Origin of the sequence: Streptomyces sp. NPDC088923, from assembly GCF_044749745.1 — a bacterium.
GTDB lineage: Bacteria > Actinomycetota > Actinomycetes > Streptomycetales > Streptomycetaceae > Streptomyces.
The window spans coordinates 1,531,687-1,558,119 of the sequence record NZ_JBIVIO010000001.1 but is presented as its reverse complement, the minus strand read 5'-3'; the positions used below and the strand labels follow the sequence as shown (position 1 = coordinate 1,558,119).

Sequence of the window (26,433 nt, the reverse complement as noted above, 5' to 3'; positions counted from 1 at the left end):
GAACCATGGCACTCTCCTTCCCGGCCGGACGCGCCGGCACCAAGGACGGCACGAGCGGCGGCCCCGCGGGCGGCGCGAGCGGCTCCGAGGGCGGCACGCCGCGCAAGGGCTCGCCCCGCGACAGCGCGCCCCTGCGCCGCAAGAAGAACCGCGCGCGACTGCGTACGGCCGGATTCCTCTCCCCGTGGCTCATCGGGTTCTCGGTCTTCTTCGCTTATCCGCTGATCGCGACCGTCTACTTCTCGTTCATGCACTACAACCAGATCAAGTCTCCGACGTTCGTGGGGCTGAAGAACTGGAAGTACGTCTTCACGCAGATGCCGCTCTTCGGCCCCTCGCTGTGGAACACGCTGTGGCTCGTCGTGGTCATGGTGGCGCTGCGGGTGGTCTTCGGGCTCGGCATCGGGCTGCTCGTCACGAAGATCAAGTCCGGGGTCGGCATCTTCCGGACGATCTTCTACCTGCCGTACCTCGCCCCGCCCGTCGCGGCCACGGTCGCCTTCGTCTTCCTGCTCAACCCGTCCACGGGCCCGGTCAACGAGCTGCTCGGCCACCTCGGCATCGACGCGCCGACCTGGTTCAACGACCCGCACTGGTCGAAGCCCTCGCTCGTGATGCTCTCGCTGTGGGGCATCGGCGACCTGATGGTCATCTTCATGGCGGCGCTGCTCGACGTGCCGAAGGAGCAGTACGAGGCGGCCGAGCTGGACGGAGCGGGCGCGATCGGCAAGTTCCGCTACGTGACGTGGCCGTCGATCACGCCGATCGTGATGTTCGCCGTGGTCACGGGCGTCGTGCAGACGATGCAGTACTACACGCAGGCACTGGTGGCCGGAAAGCTCGCCTCCGGCGTCAACATCGGTCCCGGCTCCGTCATCCAGCCCGGTTACCCGGACCACTCGACCATCACGGTCCCCCAGCTCGTCTACTCGATGGGCTTCCAGAACTTCAACACCGGCGCGGCGTGCGTGCTCTCGCTCGTGCTCTTCGCCATCGCCATGGCCGTCACCCTGCTGCTCATGCGCAAGAGCACCGGCCTGCTGACGGAGGACTGACCCATGACCTCGACCACTTTGAACGCGCCGGTCCGGGCAGCCGCCGGGGACACCGGAACGACCCGCGCACCGCGTGCGGGCAAGCGCAAGAAGGCGCTCCACTTCATCGCCGTGCACACGGTCGCGATCGCCGTGGCGCTTCTGTTCATCCTGCCGTTCGTCTTCGTCTTCCTGACCTCGGTGATGAGCGACGGCCAGGCGATGAGCGGCGACCTGTGGCCCAGCTCCTGGCACTGGGACAACTACGCGAAGGTGTTCCACACCGACGGCTTCCTGACCTGGTGGAAGAACTCGATCATCTACGCGGTCGTCGGCACCCTCTTCACCGTCTGCTCCTCCGTGCCCGTCGCGTACGCCCTCGCGAAGTTCCGCTTCCGGGGCCGCAAGACGGCGATGATCATGGTGATCTCGACGATGATGCTGCCCCCGCAGGTCATCGTGATCCCGATGTACCTCGTGTGGGCGCAGCAGTTCCACCTCTCCGGCTCGCTGTGGCCGCTCATCATCCCGATGGCCTTTGGGGACGCGTACTCGATCTTCCTGCTCCGCCAGTTCCTGCTGACGATCCCGAAGGAGTACATCGAGTCGGCGCGGGTCGACGGCTGCGGCGAGTTCAGGACCCTCCTCAAGGTCATCGTCCCGATGGCCAAGCCCGGGATCGCCGCCGTGGCGCTCTTCCAGTTCTTCTACTGCTGGAACGACTACTTCGGCCCGCAGATCTACGCGGCACAGAACCCCGGCGCCTGGACGCTCAGTTACGGACTCGAATCGTTCAAGAGCGCTCACGCCGTGAACTGGAACATGACGATGGCAGCCACACTGCTGGTCATGGCGCCCGTCGTCATCGTCTTCTTCTTCGCACAGAAAGCCTTCGTCGAAGGCGTCACTCTCACCGGGGTCAAGGGCTGACGCCCACCCCGAGCAAAGGGCTGAGAACCAATGAAGCTCACCGTGGTCGGCGGCGGATCGACCTATACCCCCGAACTCATCGACGGCTTCGCCCGCCTGCGCGACACCCTGCCCATCGAGGAACTCGTCCTGGTCGACCCCGCGGCCGACCGGCTCGAACTCGTCGGCGGCCTCGCCCGGCGCATCTTCGCCAAGCAGGGCCACCCGGGCAGGATCGTCACCACCTCGGACCTCGACGCGGGTGTCGAGGGCGCGGACGCGGTGCTCCTCCAGCTCCGCGTCGGCGGCCAGGCGGCCCGCGACCAGGACGAGACGTGGCCCCTGGAGTGCGGCTGCGTCGGCCAGGAGACCACCGGGGCCGGCGGTCTCGCCAAGGCGCTGCGCACGGTGCCGATCGTGCTCGACATCGCCGAGCGCGTGCGCCGCACCAACCCGAACGCGTGGATCATCGACTTCACCAACCCGGTCGGTATCGTCACGCGCGCTCTGCTCACCGCCGGGCACAAGGCGGTCGGCCTGTGCAACGTGGCGATCGGTTTCCAGCGCAAGTTCGCCAAGTTCCTCGATGTGGCACCCGCCGAGGTCCACCTCGACCACGTCGGTCTCAACCACCTCACGTGGGAGCTGGGCGCCCGTCTCGGCGGTCCCGAGGGCGAGAACGTGCTGCCGAGGCTGCTCACCGAGCACCTCGACGCCATCGCCGCGGACCTGCACATGCCGCGCGAGGTCGTCACGCGGCTCGGCGTCGTCCCCTCGTACTACCTGCGGTACTACTACCAGCACGACGCCGTCGTGCGGGAGCAGCGCACCAAGCCGACGCGGGCCTCCGAGGTCGCCGCGATGGAGAAGCGGCTCCTGGAGATGTACGGGGACCCGAAGCTCGACGAGAAGCCGGAGCTGCTCGCCAAGCGCGGCGGGGCCTTCTACTCCGAGGCCGCCGTCGACCTCGCCGCCGGCCTGCTGGGCCGCTCGGCGGACGGCATGGCGACGGGCGGTTCGCCGTACCAGGTCGTCAACACCTTCAACAAGGGCACGCTCCCCTTCCTCCCCGACGACGCCGTCATCGAGGTGCAGGCGGGCATCGACGCGACGGGCGCGACCCCGTTGCCCGTGCCCTCGCTGGACCCGCAGTACGCCGGGCTCATCGCGCACACGACCGCGTACGAGAACCTGGCGCTCGAAGCGGCGCTGCACGGCAGCCGCGACGCCGTCTTCAAGGCCCTCCTCGCGCACCCGCTGGTCGGCCAGATCGAGTACGCGGACAAGCTCACGGACGAGCTGATCGCGCACAACAGGGAGCACCTGGCGTGGGCCTGAGCACGACCGGCGCGGGTCAGGCCGCCGTCCTGGCGATCGACGCGGGCAACAGCAAGACCGACGTCGCCGTGGTCGCCGAGGACGGGAGCGTCCTCGGGGCCGCGCGCGGCGGCGGGTTCCAGCCGCCCGTGATCGGTGTGGAGCCGGCGATCGACATCCTCCACGAGATCGTGGAGCGCGCCCTCGCCGACGCCGGGCTGCCCCTCGTCGGCGGGGCGCGGCACACCTCGGCGTGCCTGGCCAACGCGGACCTCCCCGTCGAGGAGGCCGAGTTGGCCGCCGCGATCGAGGCGCGCGGCTGGAGCGCGAGCACGAGCGTGTACAACGACACCTTCGCGGTCCTGCGGGCCGGGCTCCTGGAGGACGCCGACCCGCGCGGTGTCGCCGTGGTGTGCGGTGCGGGCGTCAACTGCGCCGGGATGCACCCCGACGGGCGCACCGCCCGGTTCCCCGCGATCGGCAAGATCTCCGGGGACTGGGGCGGCGGCGGGGGGCTCGCCGAGGAGGCGCTGTGGTTCGCCGCGCGCGCCGAGGACGGGCGGGGCGAGCCGACGGCGCTCGCGCGGGAGCTGCCCGCGTACTTCGGGCTCGACTCGATGTACGCGCTCATCGAGGCGTTCCACCGCGGACGGCTCGCCTACGGGCGCCGCCACGAGCTGAACCCGGTGCTCTTCTCGACGGCCGCCGCCGGGGACGCGGTCGCCTCGGCGATCGTGGAGCGCATGGCCGAGGAGGTCGTCGTCATGGCGACCGTCTCGCTCGGCAAGCTCGGGCTGCTCGACGAGGAGGTCCCCGTCCTGCTCGGCGGCGGCATACTCGCCGCGCGCCACCCGCAGCTCAACGGGCGCGTCGAGGAGTTGCTCGCCGCGCGGGCGCCGCGCGCGGTGGCGCGCGTGGTCAAGGAGCGTCCCGTGCTCGGCGCCGCCCTCCTCGGTCTCGACCACCTCGCCGCGCCGACGGACGCGCACCGCACGGTGCGCGCGCACTACGCGCAGGGGCCGGGGGCGGCGTCAACGCCGCTCGCTTCGCCGACCGCCGCCGGGGCCTGATCGCCCCCCAACTCCCCCTCCTGACACGGCCGTCCCGCTGACGCGGGGCGGCCGTTCACTTGTTCGGGTGAACCGGGAACAGCGGGGAACCGGGCACGCGACTCCGTTCGTATCTGAGAGCGAGTGGCGCGCACGCCTGTACGGAGCGGCGCCACGAAACGGGGGCGCGACGACCCCGGAGCGCGGGGGCGCGTGCGCCGGTCGTTTTCCACGGGTTCGCCCGTGAACGCCGGGGCGCGCGGCACACGATCCGGGGGAAGGCCGTGTCTCCCGGGGCCGCCGGGGGACATACTGGCGCCCGGCAACCGACAGGACCGACGGGGGAGGTCGACGTGGCACAACGGCGAACGGGCGGCGCGGCACCGCCGGGGCGCGCGGGCGCGGTGGGCGCCGTCGAGGCGGAGGGGTACGCCCCCGTACCGCCCCAGGGCGGCCCGGTCGCGTCGGCGCCCGTGGTCCCCGCGACCCCGCCCGCCACCACCCCTGCCCCACCCCGCAGGACGGCGCTCGCCGAGGGCCTCGACCGGCTGCGCCACGGTGCCGGAACGGAACCGGGACGGCTGCGGCTCATCGGCGCCGGTCTCGCGCTGCTGCTCCTCGCGTTCGGCGCGGCGAGCGCCTGGCAGGTCTCGGGGCGGGCGGCGGCGGCTCATGACGTCCTGCACGTCAGCGAACCCCAGGTGAACACCTCCGCCCTGATCTACGGAGAACTCGCCGCCGCCGACACCGCCGCCACGACCGAGTTCCTCTCGACCGGCGAGGCGCGGACGGATGCCCGCGAGAGGTACACGAACAGCGTCGCGGCGGTATCGGAGAACCTCGCGGGAGCGGCTGCCGACAAGACCGCGGGTTCCACCCACGCCGTCGAGCGGATCAACAGGCAACTCCCCCTCTACACCGCCCAGATCGACACCGCGCGCGTCTACAACCGCTCCGGTGTGCCCCTCGGCGGAGCCTGGCTGCGGCAGGCGAGCGGTGTCATGCAGGACACCACGCTCGTACAGGCCACGAGGCTGCGCGAGGCGGAGAGCGAGCAGCTCGCCTCGGACTACGCCGCCGCGACCCCTTATCCCTGGATCGCGATCGTCCTCGGCGTCCTGGTCCTCGCCGCGCTCGGCGGCGCGCAGTACCGCGACTACCGGCGCACCCACCGCATTCTGAACCGCGGCCTCGTCGCCGCGGCCACCGCGGCGCTCGCGCTGCTCGCGTGGATCGTGGCCGGGCACGGCGTCGCCCGTGCCGACCTGCGCGATTCGCGGAAGAGCGGGGTCGCCTCCGTCACCGCCCTGACGGACGCGCGGATCGCCGCCCTCCAGGCCCGCGCGAACGAGAACCTGTCCATGGTCAACCGGGGCGCGGTCCTCGACAAGAACGGCGACGACCTCTACGAGGCGCACTTCCAGCAGCGGTTCGGGCAGCTGGCGGGGACCGACGGCGACGGCCGGGGCGAGTTGCTGCTCCGCGCGGAGAAGCTGATCGTCAGCGACACCGGACGCGAAGCGCTCGACGGGGCGGTGGCCGAACTGAAGCAGTGGAGTGCCAGACACACGAACGTCCGGGACAAGGCCGATGCGAGCGAGTACGCCGAGGCCGCGCGTCTCGTCGTCGGCGGCGAGGACCCGAGGGCGAAGGAGAACAACACCTCCACGGACGCCGCGTTCCAGAAGGTGGACGACGCACTCGGCAAGGCCATCGCGGCCGAGCGGGCCGATTTCATCGAGGCCGCGAGGAGCGGTGTCGACGCCTTCTCCGGTCTCGCGATCGGCGGCGGCGCCCTCGCCGTTCTCGGCGCCTTCGGCGCCCTGATGGGCGTCGGACGCAGGCTCTCGGAGTACCGGTGAAGGCCCGGCGCCGTCCGGGACCGGACCGACCCAGCAGCAGCATCCACCCGGTGAGGGGAGAGACCATGACGTGGACGAGTCGAGGAGGACGGCTCCGCGGCTGGGGCGGCGTCGCCGCCATGGCCGTCCTGTGCGCGCTGGCCTCGCTGGCCCTGTTCTGCCTGCCCGGCCGAGTGGGCGGCACCGCACGGGCCACCGGCGCCCCTGACCGCGTGACAGCCCCCGACAGCGCCGGGGCCTCGGGCGGCGCGAGCGCGGGGCACGCCCTGACGGCGGCAGCGGCAGCGGCGGACGACGAGAAGCCCTGCGCCGAGAAGTACGAGAACCGTCCGCCCGCCGAGGACGGTGCGACCATCGCCGGGATCAAAGAGCGGGGCGAACTCGTCGTCGGCGTCGACCAGAACAGCTACCACTGGGCGTACCGGGGGACCTACGGCAGCGAACCCGAGGGCTTCGACATCGACCTCGCGCGACGCGTCGCGAAGGAGATCCTGGGCGACGCGAACAAAGTGCGCTTCAAGACGATATCGACCGCCGACCGGGGCCCCGCGCTGGGCAGGGACGAGAAGGACAAGGGCAGGCCCGCCGCCGAGCGGGACGCCGGGGCGAGCGTGGACATGGTCATCCGGACGATGTCCATCACCTGTGGCCACATCGACAACGGCATCGCCTTCTCCACCCCGTACTTCGAGACCCGTCAGTCCCTCGTCGTTCCCCAGGACTCCCTCATCAAGGGCTTCGGGCCCACGCTCAGGGGCAGCAAGCTGTGCGTCGCGAAGGGCTCGACGGCCGAGTCCTTCCTCGCCGCGCAGAGCGAGTACTACGCGCTCAAGCCCGTCACGAAGGTGCCCAGCCAGCTCGACTGCCTCGTCGAACTGCAACTCGGCGTCGTCAACGGGGTCGTCACCGACAGCGCCCTCGCGGCCTCGCAACTCGCGCAGGACCCGGGGGTGAAGATCGCCGACGGGAACGAGGGCGACGCGGCGCACCTCCCGCGGCCGGAGTTCTACGGCATCGCCATGCGGGACAGTGCCCCGGATCTCGTCGGCCGCGTCGACCACGTCCTTGCCGATTACCGCAAGGACACCGGCCCGCGGGGCTGGCGGAAGTCGTACGAGAAGTGGCTCGCGGCCGACCTCGGGAACGCCTCGGTGAGCCCGCCGAGCGCCGACGAGAAGATCGCCTGGTGAGGGCGGCGCGACTCCGGCGCATGGACGGGGGGCTCTGAGGGGCAGGGTGCGGGTGTGATCGCTGTGTCGGGCGCGTCGACCGGGCGGGGGCCGGGAGGCGCGTTCGGGGATACGGCTCCGGCTGGGGCCGGGCGGAAGGGAGTGGGATGGGCGGCGCGCGAGCGATGTCCGCAGGGGCTGGGGAGCAGGAGCCGGGCGCGGTGATGGACCGCGAGGCGGTCGACCGCGCGCTCGCGCGGCGCGGCGCCGAGCACGAGGCGGTCGAGACCTCGCTGCTCGCGCTCCAGGACCACGCGGGACGCCGGCTCCTCGAAGGCGCGGAGCTGACCGGCGTGACGCGGCAGCGCTGGGCGGCCACGGAGGCGGCCATCTCGCTCCTGTGGGCCTGCTTCGACACGTACACGCGAGCGCTCGCCACCGCCCGCGCGGCGCGCGCGAGGCGCCGCAACCCCAGCCGCGAGGACCTCGCGGAGCTGACCGAACTCCTGGAGGGCCGCTCGCTCGCCGTGCCGGGGGCCGCGGGGGCGGCGGGGAACGGGCCCGTCGCGAGCCTGACGGGCGAGGCGCCCCGACTCAGCCACCGCTGCTCCCTGGAGGAGCTGGTGGAGCGGATGAACGAGCTGTACGCGGACTCGCTGGGCGTCGTGATAGCGGCCGACGCGGTGTGGTCGGCGCTGCCCGCGCGGATCGACCTGCTCTCGGCCGAGCTGAACCGCACCCGCACGCTCGCGCACTCGGTCGGCGTACTCCCCGGCGAGCACCCGGCCGGGGACGACCTGGAGCGCATCGCGCGCGTGCTCGCCGCGCTGCGGGAACAAGTGGTCAGCGATCCGCTGGAGTTCTGGCAGCCGCAAGCGGGCGCGGCGGCCCCCGGCGCGGGCCGTCCCGACACGCGGCGCTACGACCGCGAGGCGCGCGGTCTCGACGAGGTGCGCCGCGAGATCGAGGCCGTGCTCGCCGTGCGCCAGGACGCGGAGGCGCGGCTGCGCGAGCTGAGCGACCTGCTCTCGCGCGCGGACCGCACGCTCGCCGAGGCGCGCGCGGCACGCGGTGAGGTGCTCGCGAAGATAGCGGCCTCGGAGGTCCCGGCGGTGAGCGGCCCGCCCGTCGTGCTCCAGGAGGAGCTCTCGCGCGCCGCCGAGTACCGAAGGCGCGGGCACTGGTCGCGGCTCAGCCCGCTGCTCGACTCGCTCGAATCGCGGGCCGAGGACGAACTCCTGCGCGCCCGGGAGCAGTTGTCCGCGGTCGCGGCGCCGCTCGCGATCCGCGCGGAGCTGCGCGGGCGGCTCGACGCGTACCGCGCGAAGGTCGCGAGGCACGGTCTGGCCGAGGACACTCTCCTCATGGAGCGGTACGACGCGGCCCGCCGCATGCTGTGGAGCGCGCCCTGCGATCTGCGGGCGGCCGAGCAGGCGGTGCTGCGCTACCAGCGGGCGGTGGCGGAGACGCTGGCCGGGGGGCAGGAGTGAGGCGTACGGAACGGGGTGCCGCCGTGTGGGGGCGGAACGGGGGAAGCGGATGAACGAGCAGGCGTGTCAGCGGCCGGGCTGCGAGGGCCGGTACGAGGACGTCGGCGGCGGAGAGCTGTACTGCGACACGTGCGGGCTCGCGCCCGTCGTCGCCCCGGACGGGGCGCTCGGCTCTCCGCCGACCGGCATGACGGTGAGCGGCGGGCGCGGCGGCTCGGGCGGCACGGCGGCCACCCATGGCTCGGGCGCGCCCCGCGGGGCGGGGACGGGCTCGGGGGCCTCGTACGGCTCGGGCTCGGGGGCCTCGTACGGTGCGGGGGCGGCGTACGGCTCCGGCCCGGGTGCCACGTACGGCTCCGGTGCGGTCGCCTCGTACGGCTCGGGCGGGCCCGCCTCGTACGGCTCCGCGCCCTCCGCGCGGGCCTCCGGCTCCTCGCGCTCCTCGCGGCGCTCGGTCTCCGGGCGGCTCTCCGGGAGCAGTACGGCGCGGCAGGTGAGCGCGCGCAGCACGGGCTCGGCGTCCTCGGGTTCGGCGCGCGGGCGGCTCGGCGTCGGGCTCGTGAGCGTACCGACCGTGCCCCGGCACGATCCGCGCGCGGCGGTCCTGGAGCGGGCCGAGGTGCCCGAGCGCAAGCGGTTCTGCTCGCGCGCCGACTGCGGCGCCCCGGTGGGGCGTGCACGCGGTCAGCACCCCGGGCGCACGGAGGGGTTCTGCACGAAGTGCGGGCACCCGTACTCGTTCGTGCCCAAACTGGGCCCCGGGACGGTGGTGCACGGTCAGTACGAGGTGGTCGGCTGCCTCGCGCACGGCGGGCTCGGCTGGGTCTACCTCGCGATCGACCGCGCGGTCTCGGACCGCTGGGTCGTGCTCAAGGGCCTGCTCGACACGGGCGACCAGGACGCGATGGAGGCGGCGATCTCGGAGCGCCGCTTCCTCGCCGAGATCGAGCACGCCAACATCGTGCGCATCTACAACTTCGTCGAGCACCTCGACCAGCGCACGGGCTCGCTCGACGGCTACATCGTCATGGAGTACGTGGGCGGCAAGTCGCTCAAGGAGATCGCCAACGCCCGCCGCACCGGCGAGGGCCGCCGCGACCCGCTCCCCGTCGAGCAGGCCTGCGCCTTCGGCATCGAGGCGCTCGACGCGCTCGGCCACCTGCACAGCCGTTCCCTGCTGTACTGCGACTTCAAGGTGGACAACGCGATCCAGACCGAGGACCAGCTCAAGCTCATCGACATGGGCGCGGTGCGCCGCGCCGACGACGAGGAGTCGGCGATCTACGGGACGGTCGGCTACCAGGCGCCCGAGGTCGCCGAGGTGGGGCCCTCGGTCGCCTCCGACCTGTACACGGTGGCGCGCACGCTCGCGGTGCTCACCTTCGACTTCCAGGGCTACACGACGGTCTACGCGGACAGCCTTCCCGACCCGGCGCAGGTCCCGGTCTTCCAGGAGTTCGAGTCCTTCTACCGGCTCCTCGTGCGCGCGACGGACCCGGACCCCGCGCGCCGCTTCGCCTCGGCGGAGGAGATGGCCGAGCAGCTCACCGGGGTGCTGCGGGAGATCGTGGCCCGCCGCACGGGCCGCCCGCACCCCGCGCTCTCGACCCACTTCGGGCCCGAGCTGCGCGTCCCCGACACGGAGTTGTTCCTCCCGGCGGGCGGGGCGGTCTCGGCGCTCGGAGTACGGGAGACGGGACGCGCGGGCGGCGCGGGCGGCAAGGGGCGGCGGCGGTCGCGTACGGCCCTGAGGGGGCCGGCGGCGGGCGCGGCGGCCACCGCCCAGGCCGCCCTCACCCCCGGCGCCCCGCCCCCCACGGGCTTCGGAGCCCCACCGGCCCCCTCCGCGCACGCCGGACCGGCCCCGCTCCCGGCCCAGCCCGGCACCCCGCCCAGCACCACGCCCCCGCTCCCCCCTCCCCCGTCCGCGCCCCCCGCGTCCCCCGCCGAGGCGCTGCGCCCCTTGCGCGTCCCCGAGGCGGCGCTCGCGCTGCCCGTGCCCCGCGTGGACGCGAACGACCCGAGCGCGGGCTTCCTCGCCGGTCTGCACACGGCGGTGCACGGAGAGTTGATCAGCGCCTTGCGCAACGCCCCGGCCGACTCGCCCGAGGTGCGGCTGCGCGAGGTGCGGGCGCGCCTGGAGATGGGGCAGCCGGACGCGGCGGGGCGTTCGCTCGACGACCTGGAACGGCAGTTCCCCGAGGACTGGCGGGTCGTCTGGTACCGGGGCCTCGCCTCGCTCGTGACGGGCGAACTGGAGCGCGCCGCGCTCTCCTTCGACGCGATCTACGACGCCTTTCCCGGCGAGGCCGCGCCGAAGCTCGCACTCGCCCTGTGCGCCGAGGCGCTCGGTCAGCTCGACAACGCCGTGGAGTACTACCGGCTGGTGTGGCAGACCGACCCGGGCTACGTGAGCGCCGCCTTCGGCCTGGCGCGGGTGCTCTTCGCCGCGGGCGAACGCGAGTCCTCGGTACGGGCCTTGGAGACGGTGCCCGAGTCCTCGGCGCACCACGCCGCCGCCGGGATCGCGGCGACCCGGGCGCGGTTGCGGGGGCGGTCTGCGGGGCAGGCGCCCCTCGCCGACCTGCGCGCGGCAGCCGCCCGCGTCGGTGACCTGGGCGACGCGGTCGACGCGGTGCGGGCGCAGACGCTCACGGCCGAGGTACTGGGCGCGGCGCTCGACTGGGTACTCTCGGGTCGCCACGGCGCAGGGCAGCGGGAGGGTGGTCTGCTGGGCTGCCCGCTCGACGAGCGCGGGCTCCGGTTCGGCCTGGAACGCGCCTTCCGGACCTTGGCCAGGCTCGCCGGTGACGGCGGGGAACGGATCGAACTGGTGGAGCGGGCCAACCGACTCCGCCCCCGGACGTGGGTGTGATTGATGGCGCGGACGCATCAGCTGGCGGCTTGTCCCCGGTGCGCGGAACCACTCGACGCGAGTGACCTGTACTGCGGGGGCTGCGGCTACGACCTCTCGGCGGTGCCGGGGCCCCCCGCGGACCCGCCCTCCGCCGCCCCCGACTGGCCGCAGGCCCGCGAGACGGACGGCACGGGCCGCCCCGCGCCGGTCCTGCGCGCCTCGGACCTGCCCGCGACGGTCTCGGACACGTCCGCGCGGCCGGAGGAGCCGACGCTGCCCGAGGGCGTGCGGCTCCCCGAAGAGGCCCGGGCGCCTCAGGACCCGGCGGTACGGGCGCACGCCGGCCCCCGGCACGTGAGCGACCGCCCTGCCGAGCACCCCGAGCCCCCGGACGGCGACTACGCCCTGGCAGCCCCGCCCCCCCTACCGCCGCCCGGCGCGGCCACGCCTTCGGACGCCGGGGCGCACGTACCGGCGCAGTCCGCTTCCGCCCCCGTACCGCCGCGCCCCGAGGCGGCGCCGGGGGCCGCGCCGGACGCGACCGCGCCGAGCGCTCCCACGCCCGACGCGGCGCCGGGCGCCGCCCCCGAGGCCGCGCCCGATCCACGCCTGAGCCCGCCGCCGCCCGAGCCGGGCCCGGTGTGCGCGCGGTGCGGCGCGGGCCGCGTCGACGCGGACGGGTACTGCGAGCGGTGCGGGCACGCGCAGCCGCGACCGCGCGACCACATGGAGCGGGAGTTGAGCACGCTCGCGGCCGTGAGCGACCGGGGGCTGCGCCACCACCGCAACGAGGACGCCTTCGCGGTCGCCGCGACCGCGCTGCCCGACGGGGCCACGGCCGCCGTCGCCGTCGTGTGCGACGGCGTCTCCTCGGCGACGCGCCCGGACGCCGCCTCGCTCGCCGCCGCGCAGACCGCCGAGGCCGCGCTGATGGCCTCGCTGCCGCGCGGCACCCGCCCCGAGCAGGCGATGCGCGAGGCGATCGAGCAGGCGGCCGAGGCCGTCAACGCGCTCGCCGACGAACCGGTCCTGCCCCCCGAGGAGCCCGGGCAGAACGCTCCGGCGTGCACGCTCGTCGCCTCGATCGTCACCGAGGAACTCCTCGTCGTGGGCTGGGTCGGCGACAGCCGCGTCTACTGGGTGCCCGCCGACCGCTCCGCGACCCCGTACCGCCTCACCGAGGACGACTCGTGGGCGGCGCAGATGGTCGCCGCGCGGCTGCTGAGCGAGGCGGAGGCGTACGCGGACGAACGCGCGCACGCCATCACGGGCTGGCTCGGCGCCGACGCCTACGAACTGGAGCCGCACACGGCCGCCTTCCGGCCGGAGGCGCCGGGGACGGTCGTGGTGTGCACGGACGGGCTGTGGAACTACGCGGAGAGCGCGGAGGCGATGGCCGCGCTGCTGCCCGCCGACTCGGGCAGCCGCCCGCTCGACGCGGCGCGCACGCTCGTGCGGTACGCGCTCGACAGCGGCGGCCACGACAACATCACGGTCGCCGTCGTCCCGTACCCGACGCCGGGGGAACCGGTGCGGCTCGAAGCGCGGTGACGGCGGACAGCGGCAGTAGCGGCAGAAGTCGATGAGGGGGAACGGCGTCATGGCGAATTTCTCGAAGCCCGAGGGGCCCCGGTTCGAGGTCGAGGTCTACCAGAACCCGTACCTGCCGGAGGGTTCCGGCGAGGTGCACGCCGTCGTCACGGTGACCGCGACGGGCGGCGGCACGGGCGCGCTCACCGCGGCGGGCCCGGGCCGGGACGCCGCCGTGGTGCTCATGGTCGACTGCTCCGGCTCGATGCAGTACCCGCCGAGCAAGCTCCACCACGCCAAGGAGGCCACCGGGGCCGCGCTCGACACGCTGCGCGACGGCACCCGCTTCGCCGTCGTCGAGGGCACGCACGTGGCCAGGGAGGTCTACCCGCGCGGGGGCGCGCTCGCGGTCGCCGACGACCGCACCCGGGCCGAGGCGAAGCAGGCGTTGCGCGCGCTCAGGGCCTCCGGCGGCACCGCCGTCGGTACGTGGCTGCGCCTCGCCGAGCGCCTGCTCGCCCAGGCGCCCGCCACGATCAGGCACGGCATCCTGCTCACCGACGGGCGCAACGAGCACGAGACCCCGCAGGAGCTGCGCGCCGCGCTCGACGACTGCGTGGGCCGCTTCACCTGCGACGCGCGCGGGGTCGGCACCGACTGGGAGGTGGCCGAGGTCACCGGGATCGCCTCCGCGCTCCTCGGCAGCGCCGACATCGTCGCCGAACCCGAGGCGCTCACCGAGGACTTCACGCGCATGATGGAGAACGTCATGGGCAAGGAGGTCGCCGATGTCGCACTGCGCCTGTGGACCCCGCAGGGCGCCGAGCCCGTCTTCGTCAAGCAGGTCGCGCCCAGCGTCGAGGACCTCACCGCGCGCCGCACCGAGCCGGCCCCGCGCACCGGCGACTACCCGACCGGCTCGTGGGGCGACGAATCGCGGGACTACCACTTCTGCGTCCGCGTCCCGCCCGCCGGGCTCGGCCAGGAGATGCTCGCGGGGCGGGTGTCACTCGTCGTACCCGAGGCGGACGGCTCGGTGACGCGGCTCGGGCAGGGGCTCGTACGGGCCGTGTGGACGGACGACATCGCGGCGTCCACGCAGCTCAACCCGCAGGTCGCGCACTACACGGGGCAGGCCGAACTCGCGGGCGCGGTACGGGAGGGACTCCAGGCACGCAAGTCCGGTGACCAGGAACGCGCCACGGCGCGGCTCGGTCGCGCGGTCCAGCTCGCGCACGCCTCGGGGAACGAGGCGACGGCCAAGCTGCTCGCCAAGGTGGTGGACGTCGTGGACGCGCCTGCGGGTACTGTGCGACTGAAGGCGAAAGTGACGGAGGCGGACGAGATGACCCTCGAAACACGGTCCACCAAGACCGTGCGGGTCAGGAAGTAGCCCTCGCGCGCCGCCCGCCGCACGACACATGTGTGGCGGTGGGCCCGCCCTTCCGGACCCGCCGGGCCGGATGCTGTCAGTGACCGGCCGGGAGGCCGGAGAAGAGAAGGAGAGGAGGAAGCGCCGACATGCCGACCTGCCCGAACGGACATCAGTCGAGCTCCGACGACTGGTGCGAGATCTGCGGCCATCGCATGGCCGGGTCGGGCGGACCTGTGCCGCCGCCTTCCCCGCCCCCCGCGCCCAGCCCGTACGGATACCCGCACAGCGGGAGCCAGCCGGAGGCCGAGCGCTGCCCCCAGTGCGGTACGCCACGCGAATCCGGTGGACCGTTCTGCGAGCACTGCCGGTGGAACTTCCTGACCGGTACGGCGACGACCTACGTGCCGTCCCCGCCCGCCTCACCCGCCGGAGGCGGTTTCCCCGGCGGCCCCCAGACGCACGAGTACCAGGAATCGCGGCCCTCCCGGATCAACAGGCCCCCCGAGCCGATCGTCCCGGACATGATCCAGCGGCCCGGGTCCGGTTATCCGGGACAGGGCGAGCAGGAGTCGCCGTCGTACCCGGGCGGCAATTCCGGCGGCCACGGTGGCCCCGGCGGCCACGGCACGGCGGGCGACCACGGCGCCCGCCCCGCGCAGGGCGGCTTCCCCGACCCGTACGGCCAGACGAGCGGCTACGCCCCCGGCCCTGCCACCACGCAGCCGCCCCAGCAGCCTCAGCAGCACCAGCCACCGCAGCAGCGCCAGCAGCCCGGCGTGGACGACTGGCCGATCGCGCCGCCCGCCCCGTACCCGCCGAACGGCCCGGTACCGAACGGCCCCGGCCAGAACGGCCCGGGACCGAGTGGCGGAATGCCCCACACCTCGGCCCCGAACGGCCCGGGTACCAACGGTCCCGGCCTCCCCGGCCCGGGCGGTCCCGGCCCCGGCGGCCCCCGTCCGGGCGGTCACGGCGACCCCTTCGCGCAGGGCCCCGCCGGTCTCGCGCCGGGGACCTGGAGCGCCACGTACGGCCCCGATCGTGAGTACTTCCTCGCGATGATGCAGCGCAGCGGCCCCGAGGCGGCCGGGCTCAGCCTGCCCGCGTACTCCCCGGAGCAGCGCGTCGAGCTGACCGGGAGCCAGATCACGATCGGCCGCCGCAGGCACTCCACGGGCAACACGCCCGACATCGACCTGTCGGTGCCTCCGGAGGACCCCGGGGTCTCGCACCAGCACGCCATGCTGACGCGCCAGCAGGACGGCACGTGGGCGGTCGTGGACCAGAACTCCACGAACGGCACGACGGTCAACGGCTCGGAAGAGCCCATTCAGCCCTTCGTGGTCCAGCCGCTCTCGGACGGCGACCGCGTGCACGTCGGCGCGTGGACGACGATCACGATCCACCGCGGCTGAGCGATGCGCCTCAGGGGGCCGCACGCCACGCGCGTGCGGCCCCCTCGCGCGCTCAGGGCAGCGCCCAGGCATACGGTCCGTCCGGGTCGTCGAGCCACGCCCACAGGTGCTCGCCGCGCAGCGTGACCCCGAAGCGCTCCCTGGCGGGCAACTGCTCGCGCCGCCACAGCGCCAGCGCCTCGTGCGGGTCGAGGCTGCCCGAGGTGAGCGCGAGCAGGAAGTGGAAGTCCTCGTCCCGCGCGGCCCAGGAGGGCAGCCCGCCGAGGTACGGGGCCGGCTCGGGGGTGCGCTCGGCGCCCCGCATCGGGACGAAGTAGGCGGGTGTGGCGAGAAATCGCCCCTCGGCGTGCTCGGCGTCCCGTACCCGCAGCGCGAGCAGGCCCGTCGCGAGCGGCGCCACGACGAGCGCGCCCGGGGCGCACTGCCGCAGCAGCGCGCGGGGCACCGTGTTGACCGCCGCCGTGATGAGCACCCGGTCGTACGGGGCGCGCGCGGGCCAGCCGCGCATCCCGTCGCCCGTGCCGACCTCGGGCCTGAACCCGGCCCGCGCCAGGTGCGCGCGCGCCGACTCGGTGATGTCGGTGTCGAGGTCGACGGTCGTGACGAGGTCCTCGCCGAGGCGGTGGCACAGCAGCCCGGCGTTCCACCCGGTGCCCGCGCCGACCTCCAGGACCCGGTCCCCGGGGCGCACGTCGAGCCCGGTGAGCATGCGGGCCATGAGCGAGGGCTGGCTGCTCGACGAGAGGAGTTCACCGTCGCGCAGCCGGGTCGCGAGCGGCACGTCGGCGTAGGCCCCGGTGAGCCAGCGGGCGCGCCGCTCGCGGTCGGGGTCCTCGCCCCACAGCCGCTCGAAGCCGCCGGTGGGGGCGCGGACGTAGTAGTACGGGACGAAGTAGTGACGCGGGACGGAGGCGAAGGCCGCGTACCAGGGCGAGTCCTCGTCAAGCAGGTCGCACTCGCGGGACAGGCGGCGCAGGAGGCCCTCGCGGGAGCGGGTGGCGAGGTCCTGCCACTCCTCCTCGGTGCGGGGAGCCCTCGCGGGCTGGGCGGGCTGCGGGGTCATGGGTCCACTGTGGGGGGCGCGGGGGCGGGAAGCGAGTACGCGTGCGGGGTGCTTTCGGACGGGTCGGCGCCGACGAACGGCGGCGGTCCTACGCCCCCGGTCCTCGGCCGGGGTGTCTGAGACGATGGACACGTGAACGAGATCCCGCACGGCACAGTCCAGGAGCAGACCTTCTACGAGCAGGTCGGCGGCGAGGAGACCTTCCGGCGCCTGGTGCACCGCTTCTACGAGGGCGTGGCCGGGGACCCGCTGCTGCGCCCGATGTATCCGGAGGAGGACCTCGGCCCGGCCGAGGAACGGCTCGCGCTCTTCCTCATGCAGTACTGGGGCGGCCCCCGCACGTACAGCGACAACCGCGGCCACCCGCGTCTGCGGATGCGCCACGCGCCCTTCGCCGTGGACCGGGCCGCGCACGACGCGTGGCTGACGCACATGCGCGCCGCGGTCGACGAACTCGGTCTCACCGAGGAGCAGGACCGCACCCTGTGGACCTACCTCACCTACGCCGCCGCCTCGATGGTCAACCGCGCGGACTGACCTCCACCTCGGTGACCACGTCGACGGGTACGGCGAGGCTGTTCGCGACGAAGCACGCGCGGTGGGCGCGCGCGGCGAGGTCCCGCACCGCCCCGGGGTCGGTGCCGGGTGCCACCCGTACGGTCACCGCGAGGCGGATCGCGTCGAGCCGTCCGCGCTCCAGGTCGAGGCGGGCGCTCGCCTCGTCCTCGTAGGCCAGGACGTCCACGCCCGCGCGCGCCGCCTCGCCGAGGAACGAGAGCAACTGGCAGGAGGAGGCGGCCGTCAGGAGCAGCTGTTCGGGGTTGAGGAGTTCGGGGTCACCGCGGAAGGCCGGATCGGCGCTCAGGGCGAGGCCTTGCCCCGCGGGCGGGGCGAGGGCGGTGTGGGTGCGGGAGTAGCCGCGGATTCCGGCGGCGGTGGAGCCTTGCCACTGGAGGAGGGCGAGGTAGGCGTGGGGTGCGGGCCGGGTGGTCATGGGGCGACCGTAGGGCGGGTTCGTTTCGGTGTGTACCGAAGGATGCCGGGACTATCGTCGTCCGTATGCCCAGCTCCGTGACCACCGCCGCGACCGGCTCGGTGACCGCTCCCGCGAGCGGCCCCGTCCCCGGCCGCGACCGCGACTTCAGCGCGGTCGCGCAAGCGCTCGCGGCCCCCGCGCGTTCCGTGTTCTGCAACCTGCTCATGGACGGCACCGCGCGCCCGGCCGGTGAGCTGGCGCGCGCCGCGGGGATCGGCGCCTCGACCGCGAGCGAGCACCTGTCCGTGCTCGTCGCCGCCGGGCTCCTGGAGTGCACGGCCTCGGGTCGGCGGCGCTACTACCGGCTCGCGGGGCCCGAGGTGGCGCGCGCGCTCGAAGCGCTCGGGGCGCTCACCGGGCCGACGCCCGTGCGCGGCTACCGCCCCAGCCGCCAGGCCGCACGGCTCGCGGCGGCGCGGTTCTGCTACGACCACCTCGCGGGGCGTCTCGGGGTCGCGCTGAGCGAGGCGTGGCACGCCTCGGGGTGGCTGCGCGAGGGGCTGACCCCGGCGGGCGCGGAGGGCTTCGCGGGGCTCGGGGTGGACGTGGCAGCGGCCCGAGCGGCGCGCCGCCCCACGGTCCGTACGTGCGCGGACTGGACCGAGCGTCGCCCGCACCTCGCGGGGGCGCTGGGCGCGGCGGTCGGCGCGCGGTTCCTCGCCGCCGGGTGGGTGGAGCGGCACCGTACGGACCGGGGCCTGTCGGTGACCCCGGCGGGGCGGGAGCTGCTCGCGGAGCGTTGGGGCATCGGCGTGGACGAGGAGCCGCGTACCACCGGCGGGGCGGTGGAGCTCAGGAACGCGGGCTGATCCCGAGCATCCCGAGGCCCCCGCGCCGGACGGCGACCGAGCCGTACGGCGTGCGCAGGCGCAGCCAGGCGCCCGAGCTGAAGAGCGCGAGCGAGTGCGCGGCGTCGGGATCGTCGGCGTCCCGCGGAAGCCGCGGACTCGTGGCGCCCGGGGCCTGCGGGGACGCGGGCGGGCGCAGGAAGCCGAGCGCCTGCGCCGCGTGCGCGGCGCGTACGGGCAGCGAGGTGTCGCCGACCGTACGGGACCAGACCTCGCCGCCGATCCGGTCGAGTTCGGCACGGGTCCGCCCGGCCGGGGCGAGCCGTTCCATGCGGGTACGGAACTCCGCCACGGCCTGGGCGACGGCGCCGCGTACCGCCTGGGGCAGGAGCGCGACCGGTTCGCGGTGCCAGCCGCCGCGCGGGGGCAGGAGCCCCGCCCAGGGCGGGCCCGTGACGGGCGCGGGCACGGCGAAGCGCGCCGTGGCCTCGTCCACGGTCTCCAGGAGGTCGCCCGCCGAGACGGTCACGTCGAAGGTCCGCGCGGCCGGTTGCGGCGCGAGCCGCACCGTACGGATCGCGAGGACCTCGAAGGACGGGGGGCGGCCGAAGACGGCGAGCGCCCCCGCCGCGGCCTGGAGCCGCACCGCGGCGGCCTTGTCGTAGTGGAGCAGCCGCCCGAGGAAGGCCGCGAGGTCCGCGGCCTCCCCCGGGTCGGCGCACCGCACCGGCGTATCACTCATGCGAGCTGTCCCGTCACAGGCGCCGCCCCCTCACGCGACGAGCCCGCCGGGCCCGGCGTCGTCGCGGTACTTCTCCAGGTACTCGCGCTCGTACGCGGTGATACGGCGCGGCCGTCCGGCCTCCAGGTCGTACGGGACGACGACCGTGGCGGCGCGCGCGTACACCACCTCGGGACTGTCCGCGCTCTCCGGGTCCTTCACCTCGTAGGCGATGGTGAGGGCCGCGGCGCGCAGGTTCGTCACCCACGACTCGATGGTGACCGGTGTGTGCCGGTGCACCAGCGGGCGCAGGTAGTCGATCTCGTGCCGGGCCACGACGGAGCCGCCCGAGAAGGACGGTCCGTCGCCCTCGGGCTTGAGCCGGAACATGAAGTCGATACGGGCCTCCTCCAGGTAGCGGAGGAACACCACGTTGTTGACGTGCCCGAAGGCGTCCATGTCGGCCCAGCGCAGCGGGCAGTGGTAGAGGTGACGCGCCACGTTCCCTCAGCCCCGGGTCAGCTTCTTGTAGGTGGCGCGGTGCGGGCGGGCCGCGTCGGCGCCGAGTCGTTCGACCTTGTTCTTCTCGTACGACTCGTAGTTGCCCTCGAACCAGAACCACTTGGACTCGCCCTCGTAGGCGAGGATGTGCGTCGCCACACGGTCGAGGAACCAGCGGTCGTGGGAGACGACCACGGCGCAGCCCGGGAACTCCAGGAGCGCGTTCTCCAGCGAGGAGAGGGTCTCGACGTCGAGGTCGTTCGTGGGCTCGTCGAGGAGGAGCAGGTTGCCGCCCTGCTTGAGGGTGAGCGCGAGGTTGAGGCGGTTGCGCTCACCGCCGGAGAGGACTCCGGCGGGCTTCTGCTGGTCGGGGCCCTTGAAGCCGAAGGCGGAGACGTAGGCGCGCGAGGGCATCTCGACCTGGCCGACGTTGATGTAGTCGAGACCGTCCGAGACGACCTCCCACAGCGTCTTCTTCGGGTCGATGTTGGAGCGGCCCTGGTCGACGTAGGAGACCTTGACGGTCTCGCCGACCTTGATGTTGCCCGAGTCCGGGTCCTCGAAGCCCTGGAGCATCTTGAAGAGCGTGGTCTTGCCGGCGCCGTTGGGGCCGATGACGCCGACGATGCCGTTGCGCGGGAGGGTGAAGGAGAGGTCGTCGATGAGGACCTTCTCGCCGAACGCCTTGTTGAGGTGGTCGACCTCGATCACGACGTTGCCCAGGCGGGGCCCCGGCGGGATCTGGATCTCCTCGAAGTCCAGCTTCCTGGTCTTCTCGGCCTCGGCGGCCATCTCCTCGTAACGGGCCAGGCGCGCCTTCGACTTGGCCTGTCGCCCCTTGGCGTTGGAGCGCACCCACTCCAGCTCCTCCTTGAGGCGCTTGGCGCGCTTGGCGTCCTTGGCGCCCTCGACCTTGAGACGGGTCTGCTTCGTCTCCAGGTACGTGGAGTAGTTGCCCTCGTAGCCGATGGCGCGGCCCCGGTCCAGCTCCAGAATCCAGCCCGCGACGTTGTCGAGGAAGTACCGGTCGTGGGTGATGGCGACGACGGTGCCCTCGTACTTGGAGAGGTGCTGCTCCAGCCAGTTCACCGACTCGGCGTCGAGGTGGTTGGTGGGCTCGTCGAGGAGCAGCAGGTCGGGGGCTTCGAGGAGCAGCTTGCAGAGCGCGACGCGACGCTTCTCGCCACCGGAGAGGTTGACGACGGGCCAGTCACCGGGCGGGCAGCCCAGGGCGTCCATGGCCTGTTCGAGCTGGGCTTCGAGGTCCCAGGCGTTGGCGTGGTCGAGCTGCTCCTGGAGCTTGCCCATCTCTTCGAGCAGCGCGTCGGAGTAGTCGGTCGCCATGAGTTCGGCGATCTCGTTGAAGCGGTTGACCTTCTTCATGGTCTCCGCGACGCCGTCCTGCACGTTCTCCAGCACGGTCTTCGACTCGTCGAGCGGGGGCTCCTGGAGCAGGATGCCGACGCTGTAGCCGGGTGAGAGGAAGGCGTCCCCGTTGGAGGGCTGCTCAAGGCCCGCCATGATCTTCAGGACGGTCGACTTACCGGCGCCGTTCGGCCCGACAACACCGATCTTCGCGCCCGGCAGGAAGCTCAGCGTCACGTCGTCAAGGATCACCTTGTCGCCATGAGCCTTGCGCGTCTTGCGCATGGTGTAGATGTACTCAGCCAAGAGAAACCGTCCGGCAGTCTGGATTCTGACAGTCGTCCTGGGGAGCCCGCCAGGATCGACGGGACACCCCGTGAAGGGGGACTCCGCCCTCCCCCGAGCCCCGGGGCCCCACCGGAGGGCAGACACACCCATCTTGCCGCACGCTGCCCCTCGGGCGGAAACCCGTTCCCCTCTGGGGGATGTGAGCTGCGGATTCGGGGGGGTGGGGGGCAGGGCGGGAGGGGCTCGGGGGTGGGGAGTCGGGGGTGGGGGCTCGGGGGTGGGGGCTCGGGGTCGGCTGGGTTCGCGGGGGAGGGTGAGGGCGGGGTCACTGCGGGGGGGCGGGGGGCGCGACTGCTGAGCGGGGGCTGGCGGGCTCTGGCGGATGGCGGGATGGCGGGGGGTGTGCGGACGGTGGGGACGGCGGGGGGTGCGCGGACGGCGGGGACGCCGGGGGCGGCCGGGACGGCGGGGGCGGCCGGGACGGCGGGGGCGGCCGGGACGGCGGGGACGGAGGGGGCGGAGGAGGCGCGCGGACGGCGGGGGGCGCGGACGGCGGGGACGGCGGGGGGCGCGGACGGAGGGGACGGAGGGGGCGGAGGAGGCGCGCGGACGGCGGGGGGGGCGCGGACGGCGGGGCGCGACTGCGGAGACGGGGGGACGCGCGGACGGCGGAGACGGCGCGGACAGCGGGGCCCGACTGCTGAAACGGGGTGCTGGCGGGCCGCGCGGACGGCGCGGACGGTGCGGCCATGGGCGGCCACGGGGGTGGGCGGAGTCTGCCGGGGGCGCGGGGTGGGCGCCGGTGGGGAGGGCGCCGGGGTGGGGCCGCCGTTGGTGGGACCGCTGCGGACGCGGTGGCGAGCTGAGTGGATCAGGGGCAGCCGCCAGTCCGACGCGGAAACGGCGGTCGGGGGCGGCAAGGCCCGGGCGGGGGGCTTGCATGGTGCGCGGCCACGGGGGGGGCAGAGCCTGGCGCGGGCGGGCCGAGCGCCTCGGACGTGGCGCCTCGGACGCATTGGCGGGCTGAGAGTGTCGGGCGGTACGGATTGGGGGCGCCCCCGATTCGGCGCGGAACTGGCGGCCGGGGTCGGGGCCGGAGCGGGCCGGGCCTATGGGACCAGCCAGGGCGGCGGGGCCGGGCGAGCTGGGCATCGACTTTGTCATCGAGTCGACCGGCCAGAACGGGAGAGTCGGCCAGCACTTGGGCAGGCCAACTCAGCGGACCGGTGGCCGAGGGCTGCCCCGCGCTGGGCCGAGGGCTGCCGCGCGATGCGCGAGGCGGAGCGAAGGGCGTCGGGGCGAGTTGAGGACCATCAAGAGTTGACGACCTTAGAGCGGCAGGGCGTCGACCGCGGCAGGGCGTCGACCGCGGCCGAGCGGAGTTGCGGCCTTCCTGACCCCTCGCCCCCGATGGCTCCCGCGACAGCGACCACGCCTCCGCCCCGCGCCTCCGCCCGGGCTCCGGGGATGGCGCCCCCGGAGCCCGGTGGCGGACGGCTAGTCCGTCACGGACGGGTCGCTCACTGTCCGGCCGGCTTGCGGCGCTTGATGAAGAAGACCGTGCCCGCGCCGAGGACCACCAGGACCACGGCCACACCGGCGATCACCGGAGTCGCGCTGGAGCCACCGGTGGCGGCGAGGTCGCCACCGGAGCCCGAGTCCGAGCCGGAGCCCTGTGCGGCGGTCGTGGGCGAGGCGCTCGGCAGCGGGGACTGTCCGCCGGCCGGGCTCGCGCCGCCGTTGGACGCGACCTTGCAGTCGAGGACGCCCTTGAACTCCTTGACGAAGCCGTTCGGGCCCTTGACCGTGAGGTCGTAGGACTCGTCCTCCTTCACCGGCACGGTGATCGTGGCGGCCTTGCCCGCCTCCACCGTGTGCTGCTTACCGGCAAGCTCGAAGGTGAACGGCTTGTCACCCTGGTTGCTCGCGGTCACGTCCACGCCGCCCTTGGCGCAATTCTTCTCCGCCGAGACGGCTGGTATCGGGCCGCTCTCGCCCCACGTGGCGCTCGCGGTCGCGGAGACCGTCGAGTCGCTGGAACCGGCGAGGATCTGCGTCTGGCTGCGCGTCTCGGAGGCGAAGGCACGCCCCACCGGGACGTTCGTCGTCGCCTGGAGGTTCACAGACGCCGAGCCAGGCTGCGCCCCCGCGGGAACGTCGAACCACAGCTGAGCGCCGTCCCCGACCGACTCGATGGGCTTGCCGTCCTTGTCGACGAGTCGCACCCCGGCCGTCCCCGCGTCCCCGCCAACCTCCACCTGCGCCGTGCCGGCGTTGGTGTGGACCGTGACGGGCCCGAGCTTCTCGCCCGCCTTGCCGGAGACTGCCGCGGGCTCAAGGCCCAGCGACGCCTTCGGCTCGGCGACGTTCTGCGCGGCCTTCTCCAGGTAGTCGGCGAGCTTCTCCGCCGCGGGGTTGACCGCGTCGACGTCCGCACCGTCCGAGTACCGCCAGATCGCCACCTGCGTCCCGGCCGCGGCCGTCCGTTCGGTGAGCGGACCACTGCCTGCCTTGGCCGCGAGCCCCGCGAGGTCATTGACCTGCGGGTAGGAGTTCTCCAGAATCCAGCGGATCTTGCCGGCATCCGGGTTGGCCGAGAGCGAGGTGCCGCTCCAGGGCGTCTCCTGGTACTTCGCGCCGTCCTGGGTCGGGTGGTGGATGTCGATGCAGTAAGTCTGCAGCGCACCACCCTGGTCCGCGGCCATCGTGAAGAGTCCGGCCTGGACGCGCTGGTCCTTGCCGTTCTCGTGGATCACCGCCGCGTCACTGCTCTTGCTCAGCCCGCCGAGAGTGGCGGTCGCACCTCCCTGGTGTCCGGAAGCCTCGTGCGCCGCCGCCACACCCGCGCCCGTGATCGCGCCGGTGGCGACGAGTCCCGAGACGAATGCCGCTGCGGCGAGGCGGGCGGCACCCCGCCTGCGTACGAAAAACATGTGGTTCCCCTCCGGGCAGGACCCGTGCGGCCTCGCGCCGCGCGTGGGGTGGGGTCCTGCCGACAGAAATTCGGTGCCAAGTGCCCCGTGGACCCGCGGGTCAGAATCCCGCGTGGCCTGCCGGAAATCCTAGGGAGGGGAGGCACTGCCCTTCCCCCTCGCACCATCCGACAATCCCATTGCGTCTCAATCGTTATCGCAGACCGTGCCGTTCCTCCACGGCTGACCGAAGTAGTCGGGATTACGCGGAACATGAGGGGCTGTCAGTCGATGGCGGCCGTCGCGAACTCCGCCCCTCCCAAGCCCCGTCCTCAGAAAGGCGGTACCGCGTCGGGGTCACCCAGCGAGGCGCCAACGGGCACGGCCTCACGCACCTCCGCCATTGCTTCCGCTCCCCTGCCCGTTCCCGTACCGGCCTCCGGACCAGGCGCGGGCTTCCCCTCCGTTCCGCGCACCCGCCGCTTGGCCACCGTGCGTCGGGCGGGGCGGGCGGCGGTGGCGGCTGTGGGCTCAGGCTCCCCCGGCACGGACGGCGCGGTCCCCGGCCCGGACGGCGCGGGCCCCGTCACCTTCGTGGACTTGCGCCGAGAGGCGGCCTTGACGCCCGGCTCGCCGTCCGGAGCGGGAGGTGTGGTGACCCACGGGACAGCCTGCTTCGTCGCCGGAGGCGGAGGCGGAGGCGGAGGCGGAGGCGAGGTCGGAGGCGGGACCGGGGCCGGATGCTCGGCCGGAGCCGAGGCGACCGCAGCAGGGGCAGAGGTAGAGGCCGGGGCCGGGGTGTGCGTCGGGGCGGTCAGAGTCAATTGCCGGGCGGCCGGAGACCGAGCCTCCTGCCCGTTCTCCCCGTCGTGCGCCCCGCCCGACGCCGCGCTCGACGCCCCGCCAGGAGCCGCGACCGCCCCCTCGCCGCCGGAGGTGGCCCCCTGCCGCAGGAACAGCTCGTCCACCACGTCCCCCACCCGTGCCGGTCCCCGCGTCGCGGCTCCGCCGAGGTCCGTGCCCGTGTCCGCCGCGCCCATCGCGCCCGCCGCGTCCGCAGCCGGCCCCCACGACGCGGGCCCGTACCTCCGCTCCCGCGCGACCACCGTGGCCGCCGCGCTCGAACGCGCGTCGTCGCGCGGGGGGCGGCGGAAGGCCGTGGTGCCCCGGGCCAAGTCGTGCCCGACCGAGACGGCTTCGATCTCGGCCGTCAGCCGCCGTTGCCCTTCGTAGACCTCGTCCCGCAACCGCAGTCTCCCGTGCACGACGACCGGGTCACCGATCGCCACCGACGAGGAGACGTTGTGCGCGAGGTAGCGCCAGGTCGCCACCGAGAAGAAGTTGGTGTGCCCGTCGACCCAGCGCTGCTCCTCCCTGTGCCAGCGGCGGGCCGTCACCGCGAGCCGGAAGCGGGCCACGGCCCCGCCCTGCGTCTCGCGGAACATCAGATCGGTCGCCACGTTCCCGACCACCGTCACCATCGTGTCGTTCATCTCGTCCCCCTCGGATCGTCTGCGCGCGGCGCGCTCGGGCACACCACACCTGTCGTTTGCGCTCCGGTCGCGTCGGCGCCGGGCATGCACACACGGTGACATAGGGAACTGACAGCTCGCATCCGTCGAGCGGTGATCCGATGGTGAAATGGCGACCCAAGGGGGCGTTTCCGCAGGTCACTTCGGAAAACGCGAACACCTCTCACCCGAAAGGATGAGTGAATTTTTCGGACTTCGACACTTCGAAGAATTCTCACGT

20 protein-coding genes are annotated in these 26,433 nt (G+C 73.7%); 13 read left to right on the top strand and 7 right to left on the bottom strand.

Features of this window, described 5'->3' with window-relative positions; translation table 11 throughout:
* Positions 1 to 5: 5 nt before the first annotated feature.
* From ACIP4O_RS07130 to ACIP4O_RS07080, 11 genes are all read left to right on the top strand, one after another.
* Positions 6 to 1,055: a carbohydrate ABC transporter permease gene (locus ACIP4O_RS07130; RefSeq protein ID WP_401572532.1), complete on the top strand. Its 1,050-nt coding sequence runs from the start codon at positions 6 to 8 to the stop codon at positions 1,053 to 1,055.
* Positions 1,056 to 1,058: 3 nt separating this feature from the next.
* The gene (locus tag ACIP4O_RS07125; RefSeq protein ID WP_401572529.1) at positions 1,059 to 1,964 is read left to right on the top strand and encodes a carbohydrate ABC transporter permease; all 906 of its coding nucleotides are present in this window, start codon (positions 1,059 to 1,061) and stop codon (positions 1,962 to 1,964) included.
* Positions 1,965 to 1,994: 30 nt separating this feature from the next.
* Positions 1,995 to 3,281, top strand: a complete 1,287-nt coding sequence (locus ACIP4O_RS07120) for a 6-phospho-beta-glucosidase (RefSeq protein WP_401572526.1) — start codon at positions 1,995 to 1,997, stop codon at positions 3,279 to 3,281.
* Entirely contained in the window at positions 3,272 to 4,330 is a 1,059-nt protein-coding gene (locus ACIP4O_RS07115) for an N-acetylglucosamine kinase (RefSeq protein ID WP_401572523.1), read from the top strand. Before ACIP4O_RS07120 ends, ACIP4O_RS07115 begins: the two co-directional genes overlap by 10 nt.
* Before the next feature lie 332 nt (positions 4,331 to 4,662).
* The gene (locus ACIP4O_RS07110; protein ID WP_401572520.1) at positions 4,663 to 6,171 is read left to right on the top strand and encodes a hypothetical protein; all 1,509 of its coding nucleotides are present in this window, start codon (positions 4,663 to 4,665) and stop codon (positions 6,169 to 6,171) included.
* Positions 6,172 to 6,236: 65 nt separating this feature from the next.
* Positions 6,237 to 7,361, top strand: coding sequence for a sugar-binding protein (locus ACIP4O_RS07105; RefSeq protein ID WP_401572518.1), 1,125 nt, complete (start codon positions 6,237 to 6,239; stop codon positions 7,359 to 7,361).
* A 146-nt stretch (positions 7,362 to 7,507) separates the two neighbouring features.
* Positions 7,508 to 8,830, top strand: coding sequence for a hypothetical protein (locus ACIP4O_RS07100; protein WP_401572515.1), 1,323 nt, complete (start codon positions 7,508 to 7,510; stop codon positions 8,828 to 8,830).
* Between the two features lie 49 nt (positions 8,831 to 8,879).
* Positions 8,880 to 11,705 carry a tetratricopeptide repeat protein gene (locus tag ACIP4O_RS07095; protein WP_401572512.1) on the top strand — a complete coding sequence of 942 codons (2,826 nt, stop codon included), beginning with the start codon at positions 8,880 to 8,882 and terminating at the stop codon, positions 11,703 to 11,705.
* 3 nt (positions 11,706 to 11,708) lie between these two features.
* Positions 11,709 to 13,238 (top strand): PP2C family protein-serine/threonine phosphatase, encoded by a 1,530-nt coding sequence (locus ACIP4O_RS07090; RefSeq protein ID WP_401572509.1) that lies wholly within the window; start codon positions 11,709 to 11,711, stop codon positions 13,236 to 13,238.
* 49 nt (positions 13,239 to 13,287) lie between these two features.
* Positions 13,288 to 14,610, top strand: coding sequence for a VWA domain-containing protein (locus ACIP4O_RS07085; RefSeq protein ID WP_401572506.1), 1,323 nt, complete (start codon positions 13,288 to 13,290; stop codon positions 14,608 to 14,610).
* Between the two features lie 128 nt (positions 14,611 to 14,738).
* Positions 14,739 to 16,007 carry an FHA domain-containing protein gene (locus ACIP4O_RS07080; RefSeq protein ID WP_401572503.1) on the top strand — a complete coding sequence of 423 codons (1,269 nt, stop codon included), beginning with the start codon at positions 14,739 to 14,741 and terminating at the stop codon, positions 16,005 to 16,007.
* A 52-nt stretch (positions 16,008 to 16,059) separates the two neighbouring features.
* Here the strand turns inward: ACIP4O_RS07080 and ACIP4O_RS07075 are convergent, their stop codons facing one another.
* Positions 16,060 to 17,070: a methyltransferase domain-containing protein gene (locus ACIP4O_RS07075; RefSeq protein ID WP_401572500.1), complete on the bottom strand. Its 1,011-nt coding sequence runs from the start codon at positions 17,068 to 17,070 to the stop codon at positions 16,060 to 16,062.
* 132 nt (positions 17,071 to 17,202) lie between these two features.
* On the opposite strand from ACIP4O_RS07075, the gene ACIP4O_RS07070 reads away from it, so the two are divergent.
* A complete protein-coding gene (locus ACIP4O_RS07070; RefSeq protein WP_361322871.1) occupies positions 17,203 to 17,607 on the top strand; it encodes a globin in 405 nt (134 codons plus the stop codon).
* On the opposite strand, the gene ACIP4O_RS07065 is transcribed toward ACIP4O_RS07070, so the two are convergent.
* On the bottom strand, positions 17,591 to 18,064 hold the full coding sequence (locus ACIP4O_RS07065) for an OsmC family protein (protein WP_401572497.1): 474 nt from the start codon (positions 18,062 to 18,064) through the stop codon (positions 17,591 to 17,593). The genes ACIP4O_RS07070 and ACIP4O_RS07065 overlap by 17 nt on opposite strands.
* A 65-nt stretch (positions 18,065 to 18,129) precedes the next feature.
* On the opposite strand from ACIP4O_RS07065, the gene ACIP4O_RS07060 reads away from it, so the two are divergent.
* Entirely contained in the window at positions 18,130 to 18,915 is a 786-nt protein-coding gene (locus ACIP4O_RS07060) for an ArsR/SmtB family transcription factor (protein ID WP_401572495.1), read from the top strand.
* Here ACIP4O_RS07060 and ACIP4O_RS07055 read toward each other — a convergent pair.
* The 5 genes from ACIP4O_RS07055 to ACIP4O_RS07035 form a co-directional block, all read right to left on the bottom strand.
* The gene (locus ACIP4O_RS07055) at positions 18,899 to 19,636 is read right to left on the bottom strand and encodes a hypothetical protein (protein ID WP_401572492.1); all 738 of its coding nucleotides are present in this window, start codon (positions 19,634 to 19,636) and stop codon (positions 18,899 to 18,901) included. The two genes, ACIP4O_RS07060 and ACIP4O_RS07055, sit on opposite strands and share 17 nt — an antisense overlap.
* A gap of 30 nt (positions 19,637 to 19,666) precedes the next feature.
* Complete coding sequence (locus ACIP4O_RS07050) at positions 19,667 to 20,116, bottom strand: thioesterase family protein (RefSeq protein WP_361322883.1); 450 nt, start codon at positions 20,114 to 20,116, stop codon at positions 19,667 to 19,669.
* Between the two features lie 6 nt (positions 20,117 to 20,122).
* Positions 20,123 to 21,787: an energy-dependent translational throttle protein EttA gene (ettA, locus tag ACIP4O_RS07045; RefSeq protein ID WP_401572489.1), complete on the bottom strand. Its 1,665-nt coding sequence runs from the start codon at positions 21,785 to 21,787 to the stop codon at positions 20,123 to 20,125.
* A gap of 1,502 nt (positions 21,788 to 23,289) precedes the next feature.
* Positions 23,290 to 24,702 carry a Cys-Gln thioester bond-forming surface protein gene (locus tag ACIP4O_RS07040; protein ID WP_401572486.1) on the bottom strand — a complete coding sequence of 471 codons (1,413 nt, stop codon included), beginning with the start codon at positions 24,700 to 24,702 and terminating at the stop codon, positions 23,290 to 23,292.
* Between the two features lie 311 nt (positions 24,703 to 25,013).
* Positions 25,014 to 26,174 carry a single-stranded DNA-binding protein gene (locus ACIP4O_RS07035; RefSeq protein ID WP_401572484.1) on the bottom strand — a complete coding sequence of 387 codons (1,161 nt, stop codon included), beginning with the start codon at positions 26,172 to 26,174 and terminating at the stop codon, positions 25,014 to 25,016.
* Positions 26,175 to 26,433 lie beyond the last annotated feature (259 nt).